16 protein-coding genes are annotated in these 15,361 nt (G+C 61.5%); 7 read left to right on the top strand and 9 right to left on the bottom strand.

All coding sequences use genetic code 11. The annotated features are described in order from the left end of the window. The first annotated feature begins 100 nt into the window (after nucleotides 1-100). From NTD85_RS04590 to NTD85_RS04580, 3 genes are all read left to right on the top strand, one after another. Nucleotides 101-481 carry a hypothetical protein gene (locus NTD85_RS04590; RefSeq protein WP_202371062.1) on the top strand — a complete coding sequence of 127 codons (381 nt, stop codon included), beginning with the start codon at nucleotides 101-103 and terminating at the stop codon, nucleotides 479-481. Between the two features lie 15 nt (nucleotides 482-496). Continuing rightward, entirely contained in the window at nucleotides 497-919 is a 423-nt protein-coding gene (locus NTD85_RS04585; protein ID WP_003226088.1) for an HD domain-containing protein, read from the top strand. A 143-nt stretch (nucleotides 920-1,062) separates the two neighbouring features. After that, nucleotides 1,063-2,082, top strand: a complete 1,020-nt coding sequence (locus NTD85_RS04580; RefSeq protein WP_003226087.1) for an AbrB family transcriptional regulator — start codon at nucleotides 1,063-1,065, stop codon at nucleotides 2,080-2,082. Between the two features lie 57 nt (nucleotides 2,083-2,139). On the opposite strand, the gene NTD85_RS04575 is transcribed toward NTD85_RS04580, so the two are convergent. After that, a complete protein-coding gene (locus NTD85_RS04575; protein WP_226500147.1) occupies nucleotides 2,140-2,916 on the bottom strand; it encodes an NAD(P)H-dependent oxidoreductase in 777 nt (258 codons plus the stop codon). Between the two features lie 84 nt (nucleotides 2,917-3,000). On the opposite strand from NTD85_RS04575, the gene NTD85_RS04570 reads away from it, so the two are divergent. Next, entirely contained in the window at nucleotides 3,001-3,894 is an 894-nt protein-coding gene (locus NTD85_RS04570) for a LysR family transcriptional regulator (RefSeq protein WP_262141529.1), read from the top strand. A 253-nt stretch (nucleotides 3,895-4,147) separates the two neighbouring features. After that, nucleotides 4,148-4,933 carry a DeoR/GlpR family DNA-binding transcription regulator gene (locus NTD85_RS04565; RefSeq protein ID WP_045122525.1) on the top strand — a complete coding sequence of 262 codons (786 nt, stop codon included), beginning with the start codon at nucleotides 4,148-4,150 and terminating at the stop codon, nucleotides 4,931-4,933. 194 nt (nucleotides 4,934-5,127) lie between these two features. Here NTD85_RS04565 and NTD85_RS04560 read toward each other — a convergent pair whose 3' ends face one another. The 8 genes from NTD85_RS04560 to NTD85_RS04525 all read right to left on the bottom strand — a co-directional run bounded on the left by NTD85_RS04560 (nucleotide 5,128) and on the right by NTD85_RS04525 (nucleotide 13,312). Continuing rightward, nucleotides 5,128-6,411, bottom strand: coding sequence for an NAD(P)/FAD-dependent oxidoreductase (locus NTD85_RS04560; RefSeq protein ID WP_262141528.1), 1,284 nt, complete (start codon nucleotides 6,409-6,411; stop codon nucleotides 5,128-5,130). Nucleotides 6,412-6,563: 152 nt separating this feature from the next. Continuing rightward, entirely contained in the window at nucleotides 6,564-7,928 is a 1,365-nt protein-coding gene (locus NTD85_RS04555) for a glutamine synthetase family protein (protein WP_262141527.1), read from the bottom strand. Between the two features lie 549 nt (nucleotides 7,929-8,477). Beyond that, nucleotides 8,478-9,821, bottom strand: coding sequence for a chromate efflux transporter (gene chrA, locus NTD85_RS04550; protein WP_262141526.1), 1,344 nt, complete (start codon nucleotides 9,819-9,821; stop codon nucleotides 8,478-8,480). 329 nt (nucleotides 9,822-10,150) lie between these two features. Continuing rightward, a complete protein-coding gene (gene moaE / locus NTD85_RS04545; protein WP_047601716.1) occupies nucleotides 10,151-10,612 on the bottom strand; it encodes a molybdopterin synthase catalytic subunit MoaE in 462 nt (153 codons plus the stop codon). 2 nt (nucleotides 10,613-10,614) lie between these two features. Next, nucleotides 10,615-10,866 carry a MoaD/ThiS family protein gene (locus NTD85_RS04540; RefSeq protein WP_003226078.1) on the bottom strand — a complete coding sequence of 84 codons (252 nt, stop codon included), beginning with the start codon at nucleotides 10,864-10,866 and terminating at the stop codon, nucleotides 10,615-10,617. Further along, on the bottom strand, nucleotides 10,863-11,348 hold the full coding sequence (gene moaC, locus NTD85_RS04535) for a cyclic pyranopterin monophosphate synthase MoaC (protein WP_262141525.1): 486 nt from the start codon (nucleotides 11,346-11,348) through the stop codon (nucleotides 10,863-10,865). The genes NTD85_RS04540 and moaC overlap by 4 nt, the downstream gene beginning before the upstream one ends. Continuing rightward, a complete protein-coding gene (fdhD, locus tag NTD85_RS04530) occupies nucleotides 11,345-12,187 on the bottom strand; it encodes a formate dehydrogenase accessory sulfurtransferase FdhD (RefSeq protein ID WP_262141524.1) in 843 nt (280 codons plus the stop codon). Before fdhD ends, moaC begins: the two co-directional genes overlap by 4 nt. A gap of 231 nt (nucleotides 12,188-12,418) precedes the next feature. Beyond that, entirely contained in the window at nucleotides 12,419-13,312 is an 894-nt protein-coding gene (locus NTD85_RS04525) for a LysR family transcriptional regulator (RefSeq protein ID WP_262141523.1), read from the bottom strand. A gap of 285 nt (nucleotides 13,313-13,597) precedes the next feature. Between NTD85_RS04525 and moaB the strand changes: the two genes are divergently transcribed. Together moaB and glp are read left to right on the top strand one after the other, a co-directional pair. Next, nucleotides 13,598-14,137, top strand: a complete 540-nt coding sequence (moaB, locus tag NTD85_RS04520) for a molybdenum cofactor biosynthesis protein B (protein WP_027611709.1) — start codon at nucleotides 13,598-13,600, stop codon at nucleotides 14,135-14,137. Then, on the top strand, nucleotides 14,134-15,339 hold the full coding sequence (gene glp, locus NTD85_RS04515) for a gephyrin-like molybdotransferase Glp (RefSeq protein ID WP_262141522.1): 1,206 nt from the start codon (nucleotides 14,134-14,136) through the stop codon (nucleotides 15,337-15,339). Before moaB ends, glp begins: the two co-directional genes overlap by 4 nt. The last annotated feature ends 22 nt before the right edge of the window (nucleotides 15,340-15,361 follow it).

Genomic DNA, 15,361 nt, shown 5'->3' with positions numbered 1-15,361 from the left:
CTTGTCACAACCCGGTTCATCGCCAAAGGTTCCCCCCATCGACACCACGTCGTAGACTGCGAAACAAGTTGTAACGCCTCACCCACGGACGGAACCGCGCATGATCGAAATCGGCAGCCGCAACAACGCCCCCACGCCGCAGCACCCCACTCAAGACATCTACATCTTCAGCATTGACTTGTCCCGACCGGCGACGCCGTTCTGTTTCGAGCAATCGATTGGCGGCGGGCATGCCAATCAGGGCGGGGCGCGGTGGCTGGCGCTGGATGAGCTGGACGCGTGGCCCGGCGAGTGGCGTGAGCATCTGCAGAAAGCCGATTGTGCGTGGGTGGCGCAGGTGATCGATGCGCATCCGGGGGCGGATCAGGCGATATTGGTTTCCGTGATTCTCGAACAACATTCCCAGCCAGTTGGGCGCTTGAAAACTATCGGCAACTGGCTCAAACGCAATATCCATGTCGGCGGCCGTTACGGCGTTTAAACCACGGAGACTCGCATGACTCAAACCCTCGAACGCGCTATCGCCATCGCCGCCACCGCCCACACCGGGCAGGTGGACAAGGGCGGTGCGCCGTACATTCTGCATCCGCTGAAAGTCATGTTGCGCATGAACTCGCTGGAAGAACGCATCGTCGCTGTGTTGCACGATGTGGTCGAGGATTGCGGCGTCAGCCTCGATGACTTGCGCAAGGAAGGTTTCAGCGAAGAGGTGCTGACGGCGATTGAATCAGTGACCAAAGTGCCCGGCGAGTCCTACGAGGATTTCGTCGAGCGTGCTGCGCAGAACCCGATTGGCCGGGTGGTGAAACTGGCGGATCTGGAAGAGAACAGCGACCTGTCGCGGATCGCCTCGCCGAGTTGGGAGGATCTGGAACGGGTCGAGAAGTATCGGCGGGCGATTGGGCGGTTGCGCGCGTAAGAAGGAATACACCCCTGTAGGAGCTGCCGAAGGCTGCGATCTTTTGATCTTGCTTCTAAAAATCAAAGTCAAAAGATCGCAGCCTGCGGCAGCTCCTACAGGGGAGTGGAATACCTCAGGGAAATAGCCAGGAAGGCGAAAATATGAAATCGATTCTGTGTTTGTTGATCGCGGCCGCCGTTGGCGCTGCGTTGCAGGTCAGCGGTGTCCCTCATGGCTTGTTGCTGGGGGCGATTCTTGTCACCGCATTGGTCGCCACCAGGTTCGGGTTTGCCCCCGCGACGCCTTATGGCCTGGGCTACATCCAGGTCACGCTGGGCATCGCTACCGGGCTGATGTTCGAGGCGTGGGACAGTGCGACGGCTTCGGCGATGTTGCCAAGCCTCGGCGTTCTGCTGATATGCCTGACCGTGCAGATTGCCCTCGCCGGATGGTGGCTGACCCGCGGCGCAGGATGGAATCGCACCGATGCGCTGTTGGCGGTGTACCCCGGCGCACTGGCGGCGGTGTTTGATTTGCTCGAATCGGAAAAGGCTTCGAGCAAAGTCATCATCGTCCACTTGATGCGCTTGCTGTTGATCACCGTGTTGGTGAGCTTTTTGATTCCCGGGCAGGCCTCGGTGGCCGTGATGGAAAGCGCTCCATTGAGCACGGGCATGGCGTTGACGGTGCTGGCGCTGATCGGCTTGAGCATCGTTATCGGGCGCTTGCTGTTGGTGATCGGCGTGCCGGCGCCGTTCATGTTGACGGCAATTCTGCTCACTGCGGTGTTTGTGAAATCGGGATGGCTGCACGGCTTCCACATGCCGGACTGGAGCCTGAATCTGGCGGCGCTGATTCTTGGCGTGCGGATCGGTTCGCGCTTTCAGGGGCTCGGCCTTGCGGAATTGGGGCGGCACGGGCGGACGGCGTTGGTGTCGGTCGGCCTGATGATCGTGGTGGCGGCGGTTTTCGCCGAAGTGGCGGCGCGGTGGCTGGGCAGTGATCCGTTGTCGCTGTGGCTGGCGTACATGCCGGGGGCGATCGAGACGATTGCGATTGTCGCGTTTGCCGGTGGCCTGAATGTAGTGTTTATCCTCACGCACCACCTGGCGCGGATGGTGCTGCTGCACTTTGCGCCGGCGTTGCTGGTGCAGGCGCGGCGGGCGCGGGAGGAAGTCTGAAGCACACCCCCCTGTGGGGAGAGAGCAAGCTCCCTCCCCACAAAGGTTCAGTTATGTTTACCGAATGTGGGCGGCAAAGCCCTCAAGCCCTGGTGCAATACCTTCCTTCAGCGTCAACGCCGGAATCTCGTAATCCCCGCCGTTCTGCTGTCGATACGCAATCGGCCGCGTGCTCCACAATTCATCCAGCCGCGTGCCCAGTTCCTCGCAAGTCGCGGCAAATGTCGCCTCGTCCATTCGACCGACGCGATAGGCCACGAACGGCGGCACCACCTCAAAACCGGGGTAGTAGAGGATTCCATGATTGATCGGGAACAGCACGTCATCAATCGGCCCGTTGATCCCGCGCGGACTGTAGTGCGAGTCCCAGCCGCCGGTGGTGACCATCAACATCGCCCGCTTGCCTTTCATTTTCCCTTCGCCATAGCGCTCGCCCCAACGCGAATCGGAGTGTTCGCCGACACCGTAGGCAAAACCGCAGGCGTACACGCGCTCGACCCAGCCCTTGAGAATCGCCGGCATGGAAAACCACCACAGTGGGAATTGCAGGATCAGTGCGTCGGCCCAGAGCAGTTTTGCTTGCTCGGCGGCGATATCGGCGGCCTGGGTGCCCTGGGCGTAGGCCAGTTTCGAATCGCCTGAGGCGTCAAACGGGCGGCTGCGGTCGCGTTCAGGGGCGTCGTCGGCGTCGAGGGTGGTCTTCCAGTTCATCGCGTAGAGGTCGGAGACCTGCACGGTGTGGCCGGCGGCTTGCAGGCGCTGGACGGTGAAGTCCTTGAGCGAGCCATTGAGCGAGGTGGGTTCAGGGTGGGCGTAGACCAGTAGCACATTCATGTTGCAGCTCCTTGGTTGAATGCAGGCAGGATCAATCCTTGATCGGTATATTGGAAATGAATGTCTGATATGTCAGGTATAGCCATGAATAATTTACGACGTCTGGATATCAACTTGCTGTTGACCCTAGACGTGTTATTGGCAGAACACAACGTAACCCGCGCCGCAGAGCGGTTGAGCCTGTCGCAGCCGTCAGTGAGCGTGCACTTGGCCAAGCTGCGCGAGATCTTCGGCGACCCGCTGTTGCTGCCCGGGCCACGCGGGATGCGGCCGACGGCGCGGGCCGATGAGTTGCGTGAGCCGTTGCGTGAAGCGCTGGAGGCACTGGAGCGAGCGGTGGCGCCGGCCAGTGCGTTCGATCCGGCGCAGGCCCGCCACATCTGGAAAGTCGCGGCGACGGATTACGGCGAATCGACGGTGGTGCTGCCGGCCCTCAGTGGTTTGCGCACTCAGGCGCCGGGAACGCGGCTGGCGGTGCTCGATCTGGTGCCGGCGCAATTGGTCAAGCAGGCGGAGCAGGGCGTGTTTGACCTGGCGCTGCACATCACCGAAGAGGCGCCGCTGGATCTGCATCAGCGGGTGCTGTTCACCGAGCATTACGTGTTGGCCGGTCGCGTCGGGCATCCGGGGTTGACGCATAAACCGAACCGCGAACAGTTCTGCGCGCTGGAACACGTAATGGTGTCGCGTGCGGGCGGGGGCTTTTTCGGGGTGACCGACAAGGCGCTCGCCGAGGTCGGTCTGGCGCGCAAAGTGGTGCTGTCGGTGCCGCACTTTCTGATGGTGATGTCGGTGCTGGCGAGTACCGATCTGGTGGCGATGCTGCCGTCACGGCTGGTGCGCGGCAACCCGGCGTTGCAAGTTGTCGACGCACCGCTGCAGGTGCCGGGCTACGAAATGGCGATGTTCTGGGGCGAGCGCGCGCACCGCGATCCGGCACACAAATGGTTGCGAGAGCACCTGGCGGCGTCGGTGTAGTGGTTCAGGCGTGGCCCAGGGCAATCGCAAAAGACACCACGATCATGCACGCAAACGCAAAATTGAGATTCATCAGCTGTTCATCCTGAGCCTTTTTCGAGTGGGGCCATTCTGAACAGACGCACGGCAAAGAAAAAATTCGGCATGTTGATTCCAATGATCGAAACAATTGATAGCGGCCGGTTTGTGTTTACCCGAGGCTTTCGCTAGTCTCGGCAAAAACCTGCAACTACAAGCATAAACAGGCACAACCATGCACGATCATTCGGTCACCGAACTGCCCTCCCTGCGCCGGCAGAAAATCCTCCTGATCCTCGAACGCGACGGCAAGGTCATGGCCTCCGAGTTGAGCCAGCACTTCGCCGTGTCCGAAGACACCATCCGCCGCGACCTTGCCGAACTGGACAACGCCGGCCTGGTGCAGCGCGTGCACGGCGGGGCGCTGCCAAGGCCCAAGGACTCCGGTAAGGATTTCTTCACCCGACTGGATGAGACTGACGAGGTGAAAGTGCGGTTGGCGCAATGGGCGGCGCAGAAAGTCGAGGACGGGCAGATCGTGCTGTTCGATTCTGGCTCGACCACGTTGCAGGTGGCGCGCTCGCTGCGGGCGGACATCCAGATCACCGCGGTGACCGCCGCGCCGATGACGGCGATTGCCCTGTCCGAATACAAGGGCGTGAAAGTGATTCTGGCCGGTGGGCAATTGAACCCGCGCACGATGTCGGCCGGTGGGCATGAGGCGGTGCGGTTGTTGGCCGGGATCAAGGCCGATCTGGCGTTTACCGGCGTCTGCGCGATTCATCCGGAGGTGGGCGTCACCTCGCTGCATTTTGATGAAGTGCCGGTGAAGCAGGCGCTGCTCGACAGCGCGGCGCGGGTGATTGCGGTGACCACCGCGGATAAATTAGGCGCGGTGGAGCCGTTTGTGGTGGCTTCGTGTACGCGCCTGCATACGCTGATTACCGAGCGGCATGTGGCGTCGGGGAGTATCGAGGATTATCGGCGGTTGGGGATTGTGGTGGAGCAGTTGCCTGATTGAGATTTTGTGCTGAGGTTGATGGCCTCATCGCGAGCAAGCCCGCTCCCACATTTGGAATGCATTTCAATGTGGGAGCAGTTGCCGGACTGAGGTTTGTAGTGAGGCTGCTGGCCTCTTCGCGAGCAGGCTCGCTCCCACATTTGGAATGCAATCAACCTGTGGGAACGGGCTTGCTCGCGAAAGGGCCAGTGCGATCAACGCAGTTTTTCAAGCATCTGGTAATACCACATCCCCGCCGCCAGCAACGGATTGCCCAGCAAATCCCCCATCGGCACCCGAATGTGCTGGCACTGCGCAAAGGTGTCGAACTGTTCCATCTGCCCGGTGATCGCGCGGCTCATGATTTCACCCATGATGTGCGTCGTCGCGATGCCGTGTCCGGAATAACCCTGGCAATACCAGACGTTGTCCGAGAGCTTGCCCAGTTGCGGGATGCGGTTGATCACGATGCCCATCGCGCAGCTCCACTGGTAGTCGATCTGCACCCCTTTGAGCGCCGGGAACGTCTGCTCGATGCACGGGCGCAGCTCGGCGGCGATGTCCCGTGAATCCTTGCCACTGTAATTGGCGCCGCCACCGAACAGCAGGCGCCCGTCAGCCGTGAGGCGGTAGTAGTCGAGAACGAAACGGCAGTCGTACACCGCCAGATCTTCGGGGTTGATCTGCCGCGCCAGATCACCCAGCGGCGCGGTGGTGACGATGCCGCCCATGGCCGGGAAAATCTTGCCCTTGAGCTGACCCGGTTCGAGCTTGTGATAGACGTCACCGGCGAGCATCACCTGATTGGCGTCGATCTGGCCATGGGCGGTGCGCACCCCTGTGGTTTTGCCGTGAATGATCTCCAACACTTCACTGTTCTCGAAGATCAATGCACCAAGACTCTCCGCCGCCCGCGCTTCGCCGATGCACAGGTTGAGCGGGTGCAGGTGCATGTTGCGGGTGTTCTTGATCGCGCCGTGGTAGAGGTCGCTTTGCAGCAGGTCGCGCACCTGGCTGCGGTCGAGCAGGCTGACTTGATCACCCAGGCCGCGACGCACGGCTTCTTCGTAGTCGTTGCGCAAATCAGTCATGTGACTGGGCTTGTAGGCAGCGTGCAAATGACCGTGTTTGAGGTCGCACTGAATGCCATATTTCGCCACGCGCTGCTGGATGATTTCATGCCCGCGCCAGCGCAGGTGCCAGATGAAATCGTCGACTTCATCACCGAGCTTCGGGCGCATCTGTTTACGCATCGCACCGTCGCCGGAGAGGCTGCCGGTGACTTGGCCACCATTGCGTCCGGTGGCGCCCCAGCCGATTTTATTGCTCTCGACGATGGCGACTTTCAGGCCTTTTTCCGCGAGTTCGACGGCGGTGGCAACGCCGGTGAAACCGCCGCCGATGATCACCACATCCACCTGGTGCCGGCCCTGCAGGGTCGGGTAGTCGGTGTCCTGGTTGAGGGTGGCGGTGTAGTAGGAATTGCAGCGTTGGGTCATGTCTGTGTCCACACAAAATTCGGAATTCGGAGTGCAATCCCCTGTGGGAGCGGGCTTGCTCGCGAATGCGGTGGGTCAGTCACTGAAATATTGAATGTGACGACGCCTTCGCGAGCAAGCCCGCTCCTACAGGGGGGATTGATGCTGTGGCTTCAGGCTTCGGTCAGGTACCAACGCCAATCCTGTTCACCCACCTCGGCCATGAACTGCCGGTACTCGGCGCGTTTCACCGCCAGGTACACCCCGAGAAATTCCTGGCCCAGGGCATCCCGTGCCCACGCGGAATTCTCCAGCGCCTGCAGCGAAGTCAGCCAGTCGGTCGGCAGCAATTCCTTGGCTTGCGCATAGCCGTTGCCCTCGACCGGCGCACCCGGATCAAGACTGTCGCGAATGCCACGATGGATCCCGGCGAGGATCGCTGCCGCCGCCAGATACGGGTTGGCGTCGGCGCCGCAGATGCGGTGTTCGATGTGCCGGGTGTTGGCCGGGCCGCCCGGTACGCGCAGGCTGACGGTGCGGTTGTCGACGCCCCAGGTCGGCGCCAATGGCGCATAGCTGTTGGCCTGGAAGCGCCGGTAGGAGTTGGCGTTGGGGCAGAACAGCAGCAGCGAATCGAGCAGTGAGGCGAGCATGCCGCCAATCGCGGTGCGCAGCAGCGGGGTACCGGCCGGGTCCTCGGAAGCAAACAGATTGCGCCCTTCGGCATCGGCGAGGCTGACGTGCATGTGCATGCCGGTGCCGGCCAGATCATCGAACGGCTTGGCCATGAACGTCGCCCGCATGCCGTGCTTGTGCGCCATCGCTTTGACCAGGCGTTTGTAGCGCACCGCCTGATCCATCGCGAGCAAGGCGTCGCCATGTTCGAGGGTGATTTCCACTTGGCCCGGGGCGTATTCGGAGATCGCCGTACGCGCCGGAATACCGTGCAGTTTGCAGGCGCTGTAGAGGTCGGCGAGGAACGGTTCGATCTGCTCCAGTTCACGTAAACCGTAGACCTGGGTGTGTCGCGGCCGGCCACCGTCGGCGTCCAGCGCCGGTTGCGGACGACCGTTGTGATCGCGTTTGGCGTCGAGCAGATAGAACTCCAGCTCGCACGCCATCACCGGGTGAAAACCCTCGGCCTTGAGGCCGTCGATCACTTTGATCAGTAGATGACGCGGGTCGGCGATGCTCGCAGGCAGGCCCTCGGTCGGGTGCATGCTGACTTGCACCGCCGCAGTTGGAATCTGCCGCCATGGCAGGCGCACCAGACTGCCTTCGAGCGGGTAGGCGCGGCAGTCGATGTCGCCGACGTCCCACACCAGACCTGAGTTTTCCACGTCTTCGCCCTGCACGGTCAAACCGAGGATGGTGCTGGGCAGCGGGCGACCGCTTTCGTAGACCGCCAGCAACTCCTCGCGGTGTAACAACTTGCCGCGCGGTACGCCGTTGGCGTCGAGGATGAACAGCTCGATCATGTCGATATCGGGGTTCTGTTCAAGGAACAGGCGTGCGTCTTCGATGGCTGCGAATTTCATGGTCAATCACTCACGATGGCGCCGCACAGGCGCGCAGAATCGGGCCGGACACGACGCGGTAAATGGGCGTGGGTGTCCTGGCAGGGAAATCAAAAAGAAAAAAGTATTTCGCTAATGCCCGGCAGTCGGAAGTGACACTGAACCTGTGGTGAGGGGATTTATCCCCGACGGCGCGCGTAGCGGGCCAAAAAGATAGGGACTGCTGCGCAGTCCATCGGGGATGAATCCCCTCACCACAATGGGTCTTTACTGACTGACAGAAATCAGCAGGCGATATCCGGCGGGCGTGCGGAGTGACGCAGCTTGGAACGGCGCAGGGCCATGGGGAGATTGACGATACGATTCATACGCCGCCCCTGTGGGAGAGGGCGCGCAAGCGAGAGACGTTCAACGTTTCTGGTTGTTGTGGTGACGTACTCATAACGCGTGTTTCCGTTGGCGGAAAACGTCGGTGGCGAGATGGCCCCGCCGACCGGTGTGCCCGGATAGTAAGGGGCAATCTGCGGGCCTGTAAACCGATGATTGTGCCCCTGCCACTTTGGCCGCGGCTCAGTTCAGCAGATGAAAGCCCAGCCCGGCGAGGGCGCAAACGATCAACACTGCAATCACACCGCGCTTGAAAATGAACAGCGCCAGTGCGGCCAGCAACGCCAGCCCGATGGAAAACAGATCCGTGTGCCCGGCAAAACCGTTGGGCCAGAACACGTGATAAGCGAAGAAACACGCCAGGTTCAGAATCACCCCGACCACCGCAGCGGTGATAGCGGTCAACGGTGCAGTGAATTTCAATTCATTGTGGGTCGATTCCACCAGCGGTCCGCCGGCGAGGATGAACAGGAACGAGGGCAGGAAGGTGAACCAGGTCACCAGTGTCGCCGCCAGCGCGCCAGCGGCGAACGCATGTTCCGCGCCGAACGCCGGTTGCACGTAACCGCCGATGAAACCGACAAACGCCACCACCATGATCAGCGGCCCGGGCGTACTTTCGCCAAGGGCGAGGCCGTCGATCATCTGCGTTGGCGTCAGCCAGCCGTAGTGCCCGACTGCGCCCTGATAGACATAGGGCAACACCGCGTAAGCGCCGCCAAAGGTAAGCAGCGCGGCTTTGGTAAAGAACCAGCCCATTTGCGTGAAGGTGCCGTCCCAGCCGAACAGTGCGGTCAGCAGCGCCATCGGCAAACACCACAGCGCCGCGCCGGCCAACAGCAGACGCCACAGCTTCGGCAGGCTGAATCGGGCATGTTCGGGCGTTGACGTGTCGTCATCGATCAACGCCGGGCCGAAGGATTGGGCACTGCCGCGCTGGCTGCCATTGTCGAACCGTTGCGGCGCCAGTCGCCCGCCGAAATAGCCGAGCAACGCCGCACTGAGGACGATCAGCGGGAACGGCAGGTTGAAGGCAAAGATCGCCACGAACGACGCCCCGGCGATTGCCCACAGCCAACTGTTTTTCAGCGCCCGCGAACCGATGCGATGCGCCGCGTGCAGCACAATCGCAGTCACCGCCGGTTTGATTCCGTAAAAGATCCCGGCCACCACCGGCACGTCACCGAACGCGATGTACAGCCACGACAGCGCAATCAGGATGAACAGCGACGGCAGCACGAACAGCGCCCCGGCAATCACTCCGCCCCAGGTGCGATGCAACAGCCAGCCAATGTAGGTCGCCAGTTGCTGGGCTTCAGGGCCGGGCAGCAACATGCAGTAGTTGAGCGCATGCAGGAACCGTCGCTCGGAGATCCAGCGCCGGCGCTCGACCAGTTCCTGATGCATGATCGCGATCTGCCCGGCCGGGCCGCCGAAACCGATGCAGCCGAGCTTGAGCCAGAAGTGCCAAGCCTGGCGCAGGGTGACGGGAGCGGGGCGGGGCAGGTTGTTGGGCGCTGTGCTCAAACGAAACTCCGGAGTTTAATCCTGGCGGAGTGGCTATCTAATCAGACTTTCAACCCTCACCCCAGCCCTCTCCCAGAGGGAGAGGGGCCGACCGAGGTGTCTGGCGTCATCCATCGACCTGAGAGAGCGAGTCGATTATGGATTTGATCTTCAGCCATACGCCTGCGCGTGAAGGGGCCGACCGAGGTGTCTGGCGTTATCCATCGACCTGAGAGATCGAGTCGATTATGGATTCAGGGCCAATCTTTCAATTCGGTGAATTTCTTCAATATCCCCCAATCAGTCCCCTCTCCCTCGGGGAGAGGGCTAGGGTGAGGGGCTCTTGATCTTCAGGCATGCGCCAGACTCCAGCGCAGCGCCGCATTCTGGTCACTCTCCCGCGCCTCGACCCAGTGCGAACCCTGCGCCGTGCTCTCACGCTTCCAGAACGGCGCACGGGTCTTGAGCACGTCCATGATGAACGCGCAGGCTTCAAAGGCCATGTGCCGGTGCTTGCTGCTGACGCCAACGAACACGATCGGTTCGCTGACCGCCAGCGCGCCGACCCGATGCACTATCTCCACTCCCAGCAGCGGCCAGCGCTCGCGAGCCTCGTCGGCGATCTGTTCGAGGGCTTTTTCGGTCATGCCCGGATAGTGCTCGAGGAACAGCTCGTTCACGCTCTGGCCAATGTTCAAATCGCGCACATAGCCAATGAAATTCACCACCGCGCCGACCCGTGGATTGCGCGCATGCAGGTCGGCGGTCAACTGGCCGACGTCGAAGCTTTTGTACTGAACTCGAACCGTCATGCTCAGCCCCCGGTGACCGGTGGGAAAAACGCGATCTCGTCGAAGTCCTCAATGGCCGCACTCGGCTGGCACAGTTCCTGATTCAACGCGCACATCAGGTTGCCGGCGCCAAGCACTTCGCGCCATTCCTCGCCGCGGGCCATGAGCAATTGCCGCACGTCTTCGATGCAGGTCAGGTTGTCGCTCAAGGGGATTTTTTCACCGCCCAGATTGAGGCGATCACGGTAGCTGGCGAAGTAGTTGATCAGGATCATTGCGCGTCCTCCCATTGAAAATTCCCGGAGCGTCCGCCCTGTTTGCTCAGCAGGCGGATGTCGCCGATGACCATCGCCCGGTCCACCGCTTTGCACATGTCATAGATCGTCAATGCGGCGACGCTGGCGGCGGTCAGCGCTTCGAGTTCGACGCCGGTCTGGCCGGTGAGGCGGCAGGTGCTGTTGATCTGTACGCGGTCCGGTTCGCAGGCCTTGAGTTCGACATGAATCGAGCTGAGCAGCAGCGCATGGCACAGCGGGATCAGTTCGTGGGTGCGCTTGGCTGCCTGAATTCCGGCGATGCGTGCCACGGCGAAAACGTCGCCCTTGGGGTGCCCGTTGGCCTGGATCATCTGCAGCGTTTCCGGGCGCATCTGCACCCAGGCTTGCGCCATCGCTTCGCGGCGAGTCGCGGCTTTGTCGCTGACATCGACCATGTTGGCGCGGCCCTGATCGTCGAGGTGGGTGAGGGTGTTGCTCATGGCGAAAGCTCCTGGATCGGGCTGTAGATTCGGGGGGCGTTACGGTGCGGAACGTGGATCAGATTCAGGTGATGCTTGAGCGCCCAGCGCACGGTCAATGCGGTGGGCGCGGACAGACTGACGAGGGTGCCGAGGCGGGCGCGCACGGCTTTGTGGATCAGTTCGAGGCTGCAACGGCTGGTGACCACCACGAAGCCCTGACGCGCATCGACGTCTGCGCTGTGCATCGCGCCGATCAGCTTGTCGAGGGCGTTGTGCCGGCCGATGTCTTCGCGGCACAGCAGCGCCTCACCGCGGGCATCGAAGTACAGCGCCGCGTGCAGGGCGCCGCTGCTGCGGGCCAGTGGCTGAGCCTGTTCGATACGCTGGCGGATGCCATCGAAATGCGCGGCCGGCGGCAGTGCGCAGGGTTGCAGGATCTGCAGTTGCGGCAGCGCCTGCTCCAGCGCTTCGACGCCACAGATGCCGCAACCGCTGGTGCCGGTCATCTGCCGACGATGATCTTTCAGCGCCCAGAAGGCACGACTGGAAATCTGCACGTCGGCCTGGCAGGCCTGATCGAAATGCGTCAGATGGATATCGTAGATCTCGTCGACGCTGTCGATGATCGCGTTGCTCAGGCTGAAGCCACGGATGAAGTCTTCGAGGTTGCCGGGCGAGACCATCATCACCGCCTGACTCAGACCATTGAAGGTGATCGCCAGAGCAATTTCCGCGGCCAGGGCGGCGTGCGAGAGCGGGGCGTCTTGCAGGTATTCGCGAAAGGCCACCTGTGACGGTTGCGGTGCGGGGGCATTGGCATCCCCCGGTTCGGCGGTTGTTGCAACTTGGCACTGCATCTTGAAAAGTCCCGAAGCGCTGAATTGAGTTCAGGCTACGGGGGAGTCAAAAGTGCGTCCAATCGCTTGTTCTGATGCGGTGATCGGGCTGATCTATCACCACTGTCATGGCCAACACCCACCCTGTAGGAGCTGCCGAAGGCTGCGATCTTTTGATCTTGATTTTGGTTTTTAAGATCAAGATCAAAAGATCGCAGCCTTCGGCAGCTCCTACAGGGTTTTGTGTCTGGTTTAAATTGCCTCACCCCCAAACATTTTCCGCGCCTCGGCAAAGCACTTTTCGGCAATCGCCGAACGCGGCTCGGTCTTGCGCATCACCAGCCCAAGCGGCGCGAGCACGCTGGCATCCGGCAGTTGCATGAACGACAGGTGTTCGATCGGCTCTTCCAGCCCGCTGTCCAGCGGCATGATCGAGCAGCAGAATCCTTGGTGGATCGCCTGTAGCAGCTGATAGGTCGAATCACTTTCCATGATCGGCTGCGGATTCAGCCCGCGACTGCGGAAACTCAGGTCGATGGATTTACGGTAATGCATGCCGGTGGTGATCATCCCCAACGGCAGTTCGGCGGCGTCTTCCCAGCTCATTTCCGAGCCTTCGAAATGGAAGTGACGGTTGTCGTAAAGCAGCCCGACGCGGGTTTCACCGATCTCGAAAAAATCGAAATAGTTCGGGTTGACGTGGTCGAGGTAGCACACGCCCAGGTCCAGTTGATTGTTGCCAAGGCCGGCGATGATCTCGTCGGAACTGCCCGAGGACAGACTGAATTTCAGCTCGGGATAGGTCCCGGACAAGCCCTGAATGTAATTGACCGGATTGAAGTTGCTCAGCGGCACCAGCCCCAAACGCAAGCTACCAACCAGTTGCCCGCGGCACGCCGCCGCTTCGGCGAACAGACCGTCATGCGCGGCCAGCAGCGTGCGCGCCCAGGCCAGCACTCGCTCGCCGGCCTGAGTGAAACCTTCAAAGCGCTGACCGCGATTGACCAGCACCAGATCCAGCTCATCTTCCAGATTTCGCAGGCGCATCGACAGGGTCGGCTGGGTGATGTGGCAGCGGGCGGCGGCCTGGCCGAAGTGTCGGGTTTCGTCCAGTGCGATCAGGAACTTGAGTTGTTTGATGTCCACGAAGGCACCTGCTCGTTGAGAAATTGAATGGAGTATTGACGCAGATGCGCGCAGCGCACGGAAAACGCGAGGTGCGACGATCTCATTTGCCTGTGTTTGCGTCCAATCGGAAGCATTGAAAAGGCTATCGATCAGCTCTATCGCCCATGGTTTCAAAGGCTTTGGCCGAGGTCAACGGCACCGATAGAGCCGGTCGATAATGTGGTTGGCCAGAGTGATTAGACAGTACTCATAAGTGGCACTTAGGCTGCTCGACAATCTGATTGACTACTGCCGGAGAGTCCCATGAGCGCGAAAGCGGATGCCCTGTTTGTCCCCCTGAACATTGCCGTACTGACCGTCAGCGATACTCGCGATTATGCGAGCGACACGTCCGGCCAATTGCTGGTCAGCCGATTGCTGGAGGCCGGTCATACCTTGAGCGAACGCAACCTGCTCAAGGATGACCTGTACAAGATCCGCGCCCAGGTCGCCCACTGGATTGCCGACGACAGCATTCAGGTGGTGCTGATCACCGGCGGCACTGGCTTCACCGGGCGCGACAGCACGCCGGAAGCGGTGGCCTGTCTGCTCGACAAGCAGATCGATGGGTTTGGCGAGTTGTTCCGCGCGATTTCGATTCTCGACATCGGCACCTCCACCGTGCAAAGCCGTGCGCTGGCCGGCTTGTCCAACGGCACGCTGGTGTGCTGCCTGCCGGGTTCGACCGGTGCCTGCCGCACCGCGTGGGAAGGCATCCTCGCCGAACAACTGGATAACCGCCATCGCCCGTGCAACTTCGTGCCGCACCTCAAATCAGTAGCCGCCTGTGGGCCGCGCGGATGAGCAAGGCAGCGTTGATGCCGGTCGAGGACGCCCTCGATCAGTTGCTCGGCATGGCCAATGAGCAACGTTTGGCCGACAGCGAAATACTGCTGCTCGACGAGGCGCGTGGCCGAGTGTTGGCCAGTGATCTGGTGGCGACACTCGACTTGCCGCCGTGGCCGAACAGTGCCATGGACGGTTATGCGTTGAACCTGGCCGATCTGCATCGCCAGCCGTTGAAGGTCTCGCAAAAGGTCTACGCCGGCCAGGCGCCGGACGCGCTATTGCCCGGTACCTGCGCGCGGATCTTTACCGGCGCACCGCTGCCACCCGGCGCCACTTGCGTCGAGATGCAGGAAAACGTCGAAGTGCTCGAAGACGGTCGCGTGCGCTTCCTGCAGGCGCTGAAAGCGGGGCAGAACATTCGCGCGCAAGGTCAGGAAAATCGCGTCGGCGACATCCTGCTGCGCGCCGGCAAACGCCTCGGGCCGTTCGAACTGGCCGTCGCGGCCGGGCAGGGGCTGGCGCAGTTGCACGTGGTGCGTCGCCCGCGCGTGGCGCTGCTGTCCACCGGTGACGAACTGGTCGAGCCGGGCCTGCCGCTGCGTCCCGGCAGCATCTACAACAGCAACCGCGTGTTGCTTGGCCACTGGCTGAAGGAACTGGGCTGCGAGGTGATCGACGCCGGGATTCTGCCGGATCGTCCGGCACAGACGCGGCTCAAGCTTGAGCAACTGCAAGTGGCGGCCGACCTGATCCTGACCACGGGGGGCGTGTCTGCCGGCGACGCCGATTGCCTTGGTCAGGTGCTGCGCGACAACGGCAAACCGCTGCTGTGGAAACTCGCGATCAAGCCTGGCAAACCGCTGACCGTGGGGCATTTCGGTACGGTGCCGGTGATAGGCCTGCCGGGCAATCCGACCTCGGCGCTGGTGACCTTCGGCCTGCTGGCGCGGCCGTATCTGCTGCGCATTCAGGGCGTGGAAGAGGTCATGCCGTTGAGCTTTACGGTGAGTGCCGGATTTGAATGGAGCAAGGCAGGCAGCCGTCGAGAGTATCTGCGGGTGCGCTTGGAAGCGGGGCGCGCGGTGTTGTATCCGAACCAGAGTTCCGGCGTTTTGCTCGGTGCGACCTGGGCTGACGGGTTGGTGGAAGTGCCGGAAAACAGTACTCACGGGATTGGCGATCCGCTGCGCTTCATTCCCTTCAGTGAACTGTTCTGACCCCAACACGAATCAGAACTGT

Source organism: Pseudomonas sp. 13B_3.2_Bac1, assembly GCF_025466205.1.
GTDB lineage: Bacteria > Pseudomonadota > Gammaproteobacteria > Pseudomonadales > Pseudomonadaceae > Aquipseudomonas > Aquipseudomonas fluorescens_H.
The sequence above is the reverse complement of the archived record's forward strand: the minus strand, read 5'-3'. Positions and strand labels throughout refer to the sequence as shown.